Origin of the sequence: Tenacibaculum jejuense, assembly GCF_900198195.1 — a bacterium.
GTDB classification, from domain to species: domain Bacteria; phylum Bacteroidota; class Bacteroidia; order Flavobacteriales; family Flavobacteriaceae; genus Polaribacter; species Polaribacter jejuensis.
This window is the reverse complement of record NZ_LT899436.1, coordinates 3,944,776-3,956,855: the sequence shown is the minus strand read 5'-3', so window position 1 is coordinate 3,956,855 and position 12,080 is coordinate 3,944,776. Positions and strand designations below refer to the sequence as shown.

At 29.8% G+C, this 12,080-nt stretch carries 10 protein-coding genes; 8 read left to right on the top strand and 2 right to left on the bottom strand.

The annotated features are described in order from the left end of the window. Positions 1 to 13 precede the first annotated feature (13 nt). From porM to AQ1685_RS17350, 3 genes are all read left to right on the top strand, one after another. Positions 14 to 1,546 carry a type IX secretion system motor protein PorM/GldM gene (gene porM / locus AQ1685_RS17360; protein ID WP_095074232.1) on the top strand — a complete coding sequence of 511 codons (1,533 nt, stop codon included), beginning with the start codon at positions 14 to 16 and terminating at the stop codon, positions 1,544 to 1,546. 19 nt (positions 1,547 to 1,565) lie between these two features. Beyond that, positions 1,566 to 2,441, top strand: coding sequence for a type IX secretion system ring subunit PorN/GldN (porN, locus tag AQ1685_RS17355; RefSeq protein ID WP_095074230.1), 876 nt, complete (start codon positions 1,566 to 1,568; stop codon positions 2,439 to 2,441). Positions 2,442 to 2,575: 134 nt separating this feature from the next. Continuing rightward, on the top strand, positions 2,576 to 3,619 hold the full coding sequence (locus AQ1685_RS17350) for an NAD(P)/FAD-dependent oxidoreductase (RefSeq protein ID WP_095074228.1): 1,044 nt from the start codon (positions 2,576 to 2,578) through the stop codon (positions 3,617 to 3,619). Here the strand turns inward: AQ1685_RS17350 and AQ1685_RS17345 are convergent. Continuing rightward, positions 3,609 to 4,016, bottom strand: coding sequence for a DUF983 domain-containing protein (locus AQ1685_RS17345; protein ID WP_095074226.1), 408 nt, complete (start codon positions 4,014 to 4,016; stop codon positions 3,609 to 3,611). The two genes, AQ1685_RS17350 and AQ1685_RS17345, sit on opposite strands and share 11 nt — an antisense overlap. A 129-nt stretch (positions 4,017 to 4,145) precedes the next feature. On the opposite strand from AQ1685_RS17345, the gene AQ1685_RS17340 reads away from it, so the two are divergent. The 4 genes from AQ1685_RS17340 to AQ1685_RS17325 are packed head-to-tail and all read left to right on the top strand — an operon-like array spanning position 4,146 to position 8,874. After that, complete coding sequence (locus AQ1685_RS17340; RefSeq protein ID WP_095074225.1) at positions 4,146 to 6,065, top strand: ABC-F family ATP-binding cassette domain-containing protein; 1,920 nt, start codon at positions 4,146 to 4,148, stop codon at positions 6,063 to 6,065. Between the two features lie 12 nt (positions 6,066 to 6,077). After that, positions 6,078 to 7,094, top strand: coding sequence for a tetratricopeptide repeat protein (locus AQ1685_RS17335; protein ID WP_095074224.1), 1,017 nt, complete (start codon positions 6,078 to 6,080; stop codon positions 7,092 to 7,094). Between the two features lies 1 nt (position 7,095). Continuing rightward, positions 7,096 to 8,028 (top strand): 1-aminocyclopropane-1-carboxylate deaminase/D-cysteine desulfhydrase, encoded by a 933-nt coding sequence (locus AQ1685_RS17330; RefSeq protein ID WP_095074223.1) that lies wholly within the window; start codon positions 7,096 to 7,098, stop codon positions 8,026 to 8,028. Next, the gene (locus AQ1685_RS17325; RefSeq protein WP_095074221.1) at positions 8,029 to 8,874 is read left to right on the top strand and encodes a glucosaminidase domain-containing protein; all 846 of its coding nucleotides are present in this window, start codon (positions 8,029 to 8,031) and stop codon (positions 8,872 to 8,874) included. Between the two features lie 49 nt (positions 8,875 to 8,923). On the opposite strand, the gene AQ1685_RS17320 is transcribed toward AQ1685_RS17325, so the two are convergent. Continuing rightward, positions 8,924 to 9,619, bottom strand: coding sequence for an SIMPL domain-containing protein (locus tag AQ1685_RS17320; protein ID WP_095074220.1), 696 nt, complete (start codon positions 9,617 to 9,619; stop codon positions 8,924 to 8,926). Positions 9,620 to 9,831: 212 nt separating this feature from the next. On the opposite strand from AQ1685_RS17320, the gene AQ1685_RS17315 reads away from it, so the two are divergent. Continuing rightward, complete coding sequence (locus AQ1685_RS17315; protein WP_157730268.1) at positions 9,832 to 12,078, top strand: histidine kinase; 2,247 nt, start codon at positions 9,832 to 9,834, stop codon at positions 12,076 to 12,078. Positions 12,079 to 12,080: the final 2 nt, after the last annotated feature.

Below are 12,080 nucleotides of genomic sequence, written 5' to 3'. Positions count from 1 at the left end.
CTAATTTTAAATTATGGCAGGCGGAAAACAATCTCCAAGACAGAAGATGATTAACCTTATGTATCTTATCTTCATTGCAATGTTAGCAATGAACATGAGTAAAGAGGTGTTATCAGCTTTTGGATTGATGAACGAAAAATTATCAGATGCTAACGTTAGAGCAACTGAATCAAATAAAAGAGCATACGAAAGTTTAGCATTAAAAGCATCAGAGCAAGAAAAGCAATATGGTGCAGCTAAAGAGAAAACAGATGCTTTAAAAGCACAGGCAGATTCATTTTATTCTTATTTAGAAGACTTAAAAGGAAAAATGACTGCTGATCTTAAAGATAAGAAAGACTACGAAACAATGGATAAGTCTAAATTTTTAGACGAATTGTTTTTTGTTAGTGGAACAATCACTCCAGAAGGAAAAGAATTCGTTTCTAAAATGGATGAGTTCAAAAAAGCTTCTTTAGAAGTTTTAGGAGAGACTGAACTAGCAAGTGTAGTATCTAGTCGTTTTAGTACAGATCCTGTAAAAAATAAAGATGGTAAACAATTAAATTGGTTAAACTACCATTACGAAGGTTTCCCTTTAGTAGCATCTTTAACTAAGTTAACTCAAATTCAAGCAGATATTAAAGCTACTGAATCTGATGCATTATCTACTTTATTACAAGGTGAATTAGAAAGCGCTGTTTCATTAAAGAATTATGAAGCAATGGTTGTATTCGAAAAGAATGCATACTATCCTGGTGAAAAATTATCTGGTAAAATTGTATTAGGTAAAAATGATCCAAATTTAACAGCAGAGAAAGTTACTATTAATGGTAAAGATTGGCCAGAAGATAAAATTAAAGCTGGTCAGGTAATCTTAGATGGACCTGCAGGAAGTGTTGGAGATAGAGCTATTAAAGGAACATTTACGTTTAAAGAGAATGATTCATTAGTTGAAATTCCAATTAGCGGAGGATACTCAGTTATCCCTCGTCCAAATGAAGCTGTAATTTCTGCGGATAAGATGAATGCAGTATATCGTGGTTTAGTAAACCCAATGACGATTTCTATGCCAGGTGTACCTTCAAATAAAGTTTCAGCAAGCGCACCAGGTTTATCGAGAAGTAAAGGAGATAGCTATGTTATGCGTCCTGGTAAAGGAAACGAAGTAACAATTCGTGTAACTGGAACATTACCTGACGGAAAAAGAGTAAGTTCTAACAAAAAATTTAGAATAAAAGACATACCTCCAGCGTTAGGTAAAGTAAGAGGTCAATACGGAACAGTATCTATGCCAAAAGCAAGTGTAGCGAGAACTACTATCGCGGCAGGTTTACCTGATTTCTTATTTGACTTAAATTTAAAAGTAGTTAGCTTTAAAATCAAGGTAGAAGGTCAGCCAGCTGTTCCTGTTACTGGAACAAAAATGAATGCAAGAGCTAAACAAGTAATAGCAAAAGCCAGAAGAGGCGGATTAATTAATATTTTCGATATCAAAGCTGTAGTAGCTGGATCAGGAGTTCCTGTGAAACGCGTTGGTGGAGTAAATATTAAGGTATCAAATTAATAATTTAAATAAAGAAAGTATGAATTGGAAGCGTTTTAATTTGGTGATTATAGCATTGTCTATAACCAGTGTTACATTTGCACAAGCCAATCTATTAAATGCTAAAAAAGTAGAGGAGATTGGAGTGAAGAGTCAAGAACAAATTGATTCTGATGATGACAAGCCACTACCGTATGGATACATAAGCGATAGAGACGTTTTATGGTCTAAAGTGGTATGGGAGTTTATAGACTTAAATCAAAAAATCAACTTACCTTACTATTATCCAGTTGATACAGCAAGTACTTCTAATAACAGACGCTCGTTGTTCGATACATTAATGAAAGGTATCAAAGATGGTAGAATTAAGGAAGTTTATAATGACTCTTATTTTACTTCTAAGATAGGAATGAAAGAAATCGAAGAGAAGACATTTAATCTAAGAGAAATAGATGGAGGTGAAGAGAACGGTGGTTATAACGATCCTTACTATGTTCAATCAGAGGATATTAAAGGATATAGGATCAAAGGTATTTGGTATTTTGACAAGCGTCAAGGTGAGTTAAAATATAGAATGTTAGCGATTGCACCTATGGGACCAGACGTTCAAGTGATGGGAGTTGATGATATTGAAGATGATGAAATTTATGAGTTATTTTGGGTATTCTTCCCAGATGCTCGTGAAGTTTTACATGATTCTAAAGTATTTAACCCAAAGAATTCAGCACACCCAATTTCTTATGACAACCTTTTAAATGCTCGTCGTTTTAACTCCATAGTTATAAAAGAAGAGAATTTATATGGTGACCGTCAAATTAGCGACTATATTAGAGGGAATTCTTTATTCCAGTTGTTAGAAGCAAATAGAATTAAAGAAGGAATACGTGACCGTGAAATGGACATGTGGAATTATTAATTCTTTTTATTTTATAAAGTATTTAAAAAACACTCTGAGAAATCAGAGTGTTTTTTGTTTTAATTTATGAAGTCATTTCCTTTAAAGGATTAGTATATCTACAATATATTTATTGTTTATCGTATTTTTGACCTATGAAAGTGGATTATATCGTTGTTGGTTTAGGATTAGCAGGTTTAGCTTTTTGCGAAGAGTTAATTCAGGCAAATAAAAGCTTTATTGTTTTTGAAGATAATTCTCAAAATTCTTCAAGTGTGGCAAGTGGTACATACAATCCTGTTATTTTAAAACGTTTCACACCAGTTTGGAACGGACATCAACAACTAGAATTAGCATTGCCTTTCTATGAAAAAGTTTCAGAAAAACTAGGCAAAGAATTCGATACTAGATTTTCAACCAAAAAAGTATTTAATTCAGTTGGCGATGAAAATAATTGGTTTATCGCTTCAGACAAACCGATGTTAGCTCAATATATGAATCCAGAAATATTTAAGACCAAAATTAAAGGAGTAATTGGTGATTTCGGTTTTGGAGAGTTATTAGGAACAGGAAGAATAGCAACTAAAGATTTAATCAATAAGTACAGAACTTACTTAAATGAACAGCAAAAACTAGAAACTGACTCTTTTAATTACGAAAATTTAAATATTGATAATGAAAAAGTTTCCTACCATAAAATAAAAGCTTCTAAAGTTGTTTTTTGTGAAGGTTTTGGATTGAAAAAGAATCCTTTTTTCAATCATTTACCTTTAAATGGAACAAAAGGAGAAATCATAACGATTTACGCTCCAGAATTAAATATAGATTTTCTTTTAAAATCTTCTGTTTTTGTATTACCACTTGGTAAAGATTTTTATAAAGTTGGAGCAACTTTTAATTGGACAGATAAAACCTTATCTCCTACTGAAGAAGGAAAACAAGAATTGGTTAACAAACTAGAAAAAACAATTTCAGTCCCGTATCAAATTATAGATCAAACAGCAGGAATTCGTCCTACAGTTAAAGATCGTAGGCCTTTAGTTGGAGTGAACGAAAAATATTCGAATTTAGCTGTTTTAAACGGTTTAGGAACAAGAGGTGTAATGATAGCACCAACTGTTGCTAAAAATCTATTTAATCATCTGGAAAAAGGTGAAAAATTAGATCCCGAAATTGATATTAAAAGATTTACGAATTAGTCTCTTCTACTACTTTGTTGTCAGCGTATTTTTTATTGTAATGCACAAACAAATTAATCCAAATAATACGAGACAATCTTAACGTGAAAGGTGTTAGTAATAATGAAATTACAACTACAGCAATAAAGCTTGTTAGAATCGTTTGTTGTAAAAATACTTTTGAAATAATAAAAATAGCGACAAATAAGGCTACAGCTAAAGCATAATTAACATACATAGCACCAAAAAAGAAAGAAGGTTCCATCATGTATTTTAAATTACAATGCGAGCAATTATCGTGAATTGTAGTTACTTTATTAATATTAAAAGATGCTTTATGCTTAAAAAAATCACCTTTTTGGCATCTTGGACATTTATTATTTAGAATGCTATTCAATTTAGATCCTTTACCTAGCATATTGTAGAAATTTTGAGATGCTGTACGAGTACAGTTTTGTAAGTTTGTATAAATTTCCGAAAAATAAATAGGACTTAATAGATATTCGAATAAAATATGTCTATTCTGAAATTATAATAACTAATATACATGTTAAACGTACATAATTTAACCGTCTCTTTTATGGGAACAGATTTGTTCTCAGGTATTACTTTTAAATTAATAAAAGGAGATCGAGTAGGACTTATCGGTAAAAATGGGGCAGGGAAATCTACCTTATTAAAAGTATTAGCAAAAGATATAGAAAGTAGCGGTGGTACATTAGCTTTTGATAAAGATATAAGTATTGGTTTTTTACGTCAGGACATCGATTTTGTTCAAGGAAGAACAATTTTAGAAGAAGCATACCAAGCTTTTGAAGAAATCAAAGAGATTGAAGGAAAATTAGAAGAAATTAACCAACAATTAGCAGAACGTACAGATTACGAAAGTGAAAGTTATAACCAACTAATTATCGATTTAAACGAGCTTACTGAACGTTACGAGCTTATTGGAGGTTACAATTATCAAGGAGACACAGAAAAAATTCTTCAAGGTTTAGGATTTCAAAGAGAAGATTTCGATAAACTCACAGATACCTTTTCTGGAGGTTGGAGAATGCGTATTGAATTAGCTAAACTCTTATTGCAGAATAACGATATTTTATTGTTAGATGAGCCAACAAACCACTTAGATATAGAATCGATTATTTGGCTTGAGGATTTCTTAAAAAGCTATGCAGGAGCAATTGTAACTGTATCTCACGATAAAATGTTTTTAGATAATGTTACAAACAGAACTATTGAAATTTCTTTAGGACAGATTTACGATTACAAAAAAGCCTATTCTAAATATTTAGAACAAAGAGCAGATATTAAAGAAAAACAATTACAAGCTCAGAAAAATCAAGAGAAAGAAATCAAGAGAACAGAGCAGCTCATAGAAAAGTTTAGAGCGAAAGCAAGTAAAGCATCTATGGCGCAATCTTTGATAAAAAAATTAGATAAAGTTGAACGTATAGAAGTTGATCAAGATGAAAATGCAGTGATGAATGTACGTTTTGAGATATCTAAAGAGCCAGGTAAAATTGTTGTAGAAGCAGAAGAAGTTAGCAAAAGTTATGGTGAAAAACATGTGCTTTCTGATGTAAATTTAATGATTGAAAGAAATGCGAAGGTTGCATTTGTAGGACAAAACGGACAAGGAAAATCAACTTTAGCTAAAATGATTGTTGGTGAAATTCCTTTTGAAGGAAGTTTAAAATTAGGTCATAATGTTGAAGTTGGATATTTTGCTCAGAATCAATCTGAATATTTACCTCCAGAAAAAACAGTTTTAGAAATTGTTGAAGAAGCAGCTAATGATACCAACAGAATAAAAGTTAGAGACATGCTAGGAGCTTTTCTATTCGGAGGAGAAGCAGTAGATAAAAAAGCAAAAGTATTATCTGGAGGAGAAAGAAACCGATTAGCATTATGTAGGTTGTTAATGACTCCATTTAATGTTTTAATAATGGATGAGCCGACAAACCACTTAGATATTGCTTCTAAAAATGTTCTCAAAAAAGCACTAAAAAACTTTAAAGGAACTTTAATTTTAGTATCGCACGATCGTGATTTTCTTCAAGGTTTGGCAACGAATGTTTATGGTTTCAAGGATAAAGAAATTAAAAAATATTTAGGAGGAATTGATTATTTCTTAGAACAACATAAAATGGAAAGCTTACGTGAAGCCGAAAAGAAAACAGTTGTAAAAGAAGAAAAATCAACAAGTAAAAAAGAAGCGTATAAATTATCTAAAGAAGAAGAGAAAGAACTGAGGAAATTAAAAAATAGATCTTCTAAAGTAGAAAATTTAATAGCTGATTTAGAAGCTGAAATTGAAGCAATAGATTTAGAGTTAGCTCAGAATTATGATGAAGTTTCTGCAAGGCCAAATTTCTTTGAAGAATATAAAGCAAAGAAAAATAAACTAGATGATTTAATGATAGAATGGGAAGAAGTAGAAGAGAAAATTTCAGATTTTAAATAAATAAAATAAATTATGAAAAAGATTATTGGTATTTTGTTTTTGTGTACTGCAGCTATAAGTGCACAAGAAGCAAATAATTTTACTAAATTAATAGAAGTAGGAATTGTAAACCACGATAAAGGGAAATACAAGGAAGCTATAGAATTTTATGAAAAAGCATTAAAGATTCAGCCAAATTCTGAACTGGCGTTTTATGAAATTTCACTTTCATATTTTGGCTTAAAAGATTACAAAAACACTATAAAGTACTGTAATAAGATTCTTAAAAAAGGCAAGAAACATCTTTTGCCAGCTTACATCAACAAAGGAAGCGCGTTAGATTTGATGGGGAAAACCAAAAGATCAATTAAGGTTTTTAAAGAAGCAATTGAGAAACTTGAAAATAATTATTTATTACATTTTAATTTAGCTATAAATTATTTAAAAATGAATGAAACAGATAACGCTGAAATTCATTTTAAAAAAGCAGTTCTAGATAATCCACTTCATGGTTCAAGTCATTTTTATCTTGCTAAAATCAATCATCATAATAGAAATAAAGTTCCTGCCTTATTAGCAAGTTATTACTTTTTATTAATTGAGCCAGAAACAATAAGAGCCAGTGATATCTATAACATTTTAAAAGAAAATTTAAATAGTAGTGTTGAAGAAGGCGAAAATGAAAAAAACATTACAATTAATCTCAATGCAGATTCAAGTTCAGAGTTTGGAGCAATAGAGTTAATGATTTCAGTAATGGAAGCTTCAAAAAAGATAGAAAAAAATAAAGACAAAAGCGAAAGCGAGTTATTCGTAGAAAACACAGAGAGATTATTTAAAATATTAGGAGATTTTCCTGCCAGTGGAAATAAAAAAAGTATTTGGTGGAACTTTTATGTTCCTATGTTTAGTAAGATAGGGAACAGTAAACATATCGAGACCTATTGTAAGTTTATTACTCAAATAGATACAAAATCTAAAATTTGGTTAGAAAACAACGAAGATAAAATGAAGTCATTCATCAATTGGTTAGATAAAGAGCTAAAATAATATGTTTGATACTGAATTAACTACTGAAAATCAACAAATTTTTCTCAAGCAATTACAGGATAGCGATGTTGAATTATGGATGAAAAGAGAAGATAAAATTCATCCATATGTTTCAGGAAACAAGTTCAGAAAGTTAAAATATAATATTTTAGAAGCCAAACGTTCGCAAAAAGAAACTATAGTAACTTTTGGAGGTGCTTATTCTAATCATATTGTAGCTACAGCAGTTGCAGGAAATTTAAGCAATATAAAAACAGTTGGAATTATTAGAGGTCAAGAATTGGCTGATAATTTTAATAAAGTGCTAAAAGAGAATAATACTTTGCATGTAGCCTATACTAATGGAATGCAATTTGAGTTTATTACAAGAGAAGCTTATAGAAATAAAAATGAAGAAAGTTTTATAAACAAACTCAAAGAGAAATATGGTGATTTTTATTTAATTCCAGAAGGAGGAACTAACAGCTTGGCAGTGAAAGGATGTGAAGAGATACTGTCAAGTGAAGATCAAAAATTCGACTATATTTGTACAGCAGTTGGCACAGGAGGAACAATTGCAGGTTTGATAAATGCAGCTAACGAAAATCAAAAGATAATAGGATTCCCAGCTTTAAAAGGAGATTTTTTAAAAGACGAAATTATTAAGTTTACGAAAAGTAACCATTGGAGTTTAAATACCAATTATCATTTTGGAGGATACGGTAAATTCAACAAAGAATTAATAGAATTTATCAATCAGTTTAAGCTAGAAACCCAAATTCCTTTAGATCCTATTTATACAGGAAAAATGCTTTATGGAATTGTAGATATGATGCTAAAAAAGCAATTTAAAAAAGGAAGTAAAATTTTAATAATTCATACAGGAGGTTTACAAGGGATTGATGGATTTAATAAGAGACTAAAAAAGAAAAATATAGATTTAATAAAGGTGTAAATGAAGTTGAGATTTTTTTTATTGTGTATAACAATATTCGTATTGTCAAGTTGTGGTTCTAAAAAACAAATAATAAATAGAACACCGCAAAAACCTGTAGTTGTAGACGATCATGAGATAGAAAGCTCTACTGAAGTTCCAACAGTTACACCAAAAAAGAAAAAGAAAAAATCGTACGAAAGTATAGTTAAAACCACTCAAGATTATGTAGAGAAATTTGCTCCAATAGCTGTAAGAGAAATGTATAAATATAAAATTCCAGCGAGTATAACATTAGCTCAAGGAATTTTAGAATCGGGTAGTGGAAGAAGTAATTTAGCAATACGTTCTAACAATCATTTTGGAATTAAATGTCATCGTGGTTGGAAGGGAAAAAGTGTAACTCATGACGATGATAGAATAGCAGAATGTTTTAGAAAATATAAACATCCTGAAAGATCATACGAAGACCATTCTAAATTTTTAACATCAAGAAAACGTTATTCGAAATTATTTAGATTAAGAATTACAGATTATAAAGGTTGGGCATACGGCCTTAAAAGAGCTGGTTATGCAACAGATAAAAAATATCCTCAAAAGTTAATTGCGTTAATTAAAAAGTACGATCTAACAAAATACGATAGAGAAAGATATAAACCTTCAACACCGTCTACTAAAAAGACAGAGACAGTAATTGTTACTCAAGACGACGATACTAATACAAGATTTTTTTACAAGGTGATAAAAGGAGATACATTATATTCTATAGCAAGAAAATTTAAAACTTCTGTAAAATCATTAAAACTATTAAATGGTTTAAAAGATAATACATTGAGTATTGGTCAAGAATTAATATTAAAAAAATAAAAAAAGAGTAACGTTTGTTACTCTTTTACATGTCACTTTTCCCCCTCATTTATTTGATTTCAAATTTCACATATATGCTAGATGAAATCTTAATATTTTGAAATTGAATATTTCCTTGTTTGAATTTTACTTCCCTAGACATCAGTTTATTTTGTTTGTAAGCAGTGTTAGCAAATGAGAAATTATTAATTTGCTGGTTACCAACATCTCTTATAATTAAAGATTTACCTGTTTTCTCTCCGATAGCATTTAACAAATAATCCGCTTTTTCTTTAGCGGCTTTAATAGCTGCAATTCTTACTTCTTTACGAATAGTTTCTATTTTATCGTGAGAAGCCTTCGTGATTTTCGCATTCTTAATTTTTAAGCGTTCAAAAATTTCGAACAAATCTTTAAGAACACTCGCATCGTTAACTTTCAATTCATAATCTGCTGTGGCAAGAATTTCTTTATTCCACCATCCAGTTTTAACAAGTTTAGAATTTAAGTTTGAAATTGATAGATTTTCTTCTGGAACACCACAAGATTTTAATCCTTTTTTTAATTCATTTTCAATTTCTTGAATGGTAATTTTCCTTCCTTTTTCAATACGTTCTTCTACAGGTATATCCAAATAAATTTCATTCGGAACTACTTCTTTTTCTGCAACTCCAGTTACTTCAATAAAAGGTCGTGAATCAATATTGGTTTGTGCTACACCAATAAAGGAAGTTAAAATGATAATTACAAATAATACTTTTTTCATAACTTGATATATTCTGAAGTCAAAATTAAAGCCAACATTTTTTGAAAAAAAAGGAATATGAGTAAAATGTCTTTTTTGTTTAGTGAATGGTTTTTTAAAGTGAGTAAAGCTTACTTTTTTACTGTTTTTTATGGTAGAATGAGTATGTCGCTATTTTTTTTATTGGTTTTTTGGTGATAAGTTTACATACTATTTATTAAGATGAATTGAAAGTGAAATTAAAATATTATATAGCATTTATCATATTAACTATTACTTCCTTAAAGGTAAAATCTCAAGGACCAGTATTAAACAAAGGAGGTGGTTTCGAATTAAAAGTGAGAATTTATGATACCGAGAGTAATGAGTACATAAAAAATGCTCAAGTTAGTATCAATGCTTTTGTTACTACTAGAAGTGACATTAATGGTTTTTATAGATTAAAAGCACGCATTAATGATGAATTAGTCGTAAGACATCCAGATTTTGAAACGGTTAGGAAAGTCATAGACATTAAAGATGATATTACGATTGAAGTAAGGGACAATCCAAGATATTCCAAAAAAAAATGGACAAGCTTTAGAAACCGAACAAAGCGAAAAACTACTTCTAAAGATTATACACAAATAATGGATTCTGCTGTCTACTACAAGGAAAAAGATTTAGATAAAAGTATTTTCTTTATTGAAGAAGCCTTAGAAGCTAATGAATCTAAAAAGCGAAATGCTAACACATATAAAGTTCTTGGAGATATTTATTTCTTTTGGAAACAATATGATATAGCAATTAGTAACTATAAAATATCATTGCAAATTTTTGATAAAGAAGAAACAAGATTGCAGTTGGCAAAAACTCAATTTTTAGCAAAGAAATACGAAGACAGTGAAATTTCTTATAAAATGCTGGAAGATGAAAGTTTAAGTAATTATGATAAAGTTCAGGTATTAGAAGGTTTAGCAGATGCTTTAGCAAAACAGAATAAAGATAAAGATGCTAAAAAATATTATGAGCAAGCTTTAAAATTAGCCAAAGACAAAGGAATAGATGGAGAAACTCTAGATTTAAATACCAAGTTAGCCAATATTTATGCTAAAGAAGGAAATCTTAGAGAAGCCAATACAACAATAAACATTACATTAAGAGAAGCTTCTGAATTACCAAATGAACCTGCTTTAAAAGTTCAACAGGAAGTTGCTGATTTTTACAATGAAACTCGACAGTATGATAATGAAATTAAATTAAGAAAAGAACTTTTAAAAAGTGTAGATAAAGCAAAAGTTAAAAATAAAGTAGACTTAGAAAATACATCATTTTCAATTCCTGAAGGAAATAAAAAAGAAGATGAAAATACAGATTCTTTAACCTCTCAAAAATTAAATTACAAAATAGGTAATGCTTACGTGCAAAAAGAAAACTACACAGAAGCCATTGAATATTTAGAGAAGAGTGTAGAAGAAGCAGGTCAAAAAGAAGATTTAGAAGTTCAAAAGCATGCAACTAGAAAATTATCTGAGGTTTATGCGACAGTAGGGAAGCATATTAAAGCAATTCAAACCTATAGAAATTATGTAGACATTGTAGATTCTTTATACATCAGAAAAGAACAAGAAATTTACCAGGCTAAAAGATTAACAAAGAAAATATCCGATTATCAGAGTCGCTTAACTGTATTAGAAAAGAATAACGAACTGTCTGACAATAAAGTGAGTTTAGCCATAAAAGAAGAACAGCTAACCAAAGCAAAAAGTAAAACACAATTAATAGTTATTTATTCTTTAGTAGGAAGTTTGGTATTAATGACATTATTAGCATTTTACAAACATAGAGCTAATCAAAAACAGCAGTTAGCTAACAGTTTGTTAGCTTTAAAATCAATGCGTTCTCAAATGAATCCGCATTTTATATTTAATGCATTAAACTCAGTAAATAGTTTTATAGCAGTAAATGATGAGCGAAATGCGAACCGATATTTATCAGAATTTTCAGCTTTAATGCGTTCAGTTTTAGAAAATTCAGATGAAGACTTTATTCCTTTTACGAAAGAAATTGAACTTTTAGAATTATATGTAAAGTTAGAACATAATCGATTCAAAGATAAATTCGATTACACGATCAATGTAGATAAAGCTATAAATTTAGATGAATTTCAAATTCCACCGATGTTATTACAACCTTACATTGAAAATGCCATTTGGCACGGCTTACGTTATCGTAAAGAGAAAGGACATTTGGGAATAACAATTAAAAAGCAAGGGGAAAATGCGATTACAATAGTAATTGAAGATGATGGAATTGGAAGAAAGAAATCTTTAGAAATGAAGACCAAAAATCAGTTAAAACAGAAATCTAAAGGAATGAGTACTATTAAGAATAGAATTGCTATTTTAAATGATATGTACCAAGATAAAGTTAATGTTATTATTACTGATCTTTTAGAAGACGGAAGCGGAACTAAAGTACAACTAACCTTAAAAAAATAAGT

What these genes read in the sequence shown, in the direction of transcription:
- AQ1685_RS17325 (WP_095074221.1), top strand. Translation starts at nt 8,029, where the DNA reads ATGAAGTTGAGATTTTTTTTATTGTGTATAACAATATTCGTATTGTCA.
- AQ1685_RS17320 (WP_095074220.1), bottom strand. Translation starts at nt 9,619, where the DNA reads ATGAAAAAAGTATTATTTGTAATTATCATTTTAACTTCCTTTATTGGT.
- porN (WP_095074230.1), top strand. Translation starts at nt 1,566, where the DNA reads ATGAATTGGAAGCGTTTTAATTTGGTGATTATAGCATTGTCTATAACC.
- porM (WP_095074232.1), top strand. Translation starts at nt 14, where the DNA reads ATGGCAGGCGGAAAACAATCTCCAAGACAGAAGATGATTAACCTTATG.
- AQ1685_RS17345 (WP_095074226.1), bottom strand. Translation starts at nt 4,016, where the DNA reads ATGCTAGGTAAAGGATCTAAATTGAATAGCATTCTAAATAATAAATGT.
- AQ1685_RS17330 (WP_095074223.1), top strand. Translation starts at nt 7,096, where the DNA reads ATGTTTGATACTGAATTAACTACTGAAAATCAACAAATTTTTCTCAAG.
- AQ1685_RS17350 (WP_095074228.1), top strand. Translation starts at nt 2,576, where the DNA reads ATGAAAGTGGATTATATCGTTGTTGGTTTAGGATTAGCAGGTTTAGCT.
- AQ1685_RS17335 (WP_095074224.1), top strand. Translation starts at nt 6,078, where the DNA reads ATGAAAAAGATTATTGGTATTTTGTTTTTGTGTACTGCAGCTATAAGT.
- AQ1685_RS17340 (WP_095074225.1), top strand. Translation starts at nt 4,146, where the DNA reads ATGTTAAACGTACATAATTTAACCGTCTCTTTTATGGGAACAGATTTG.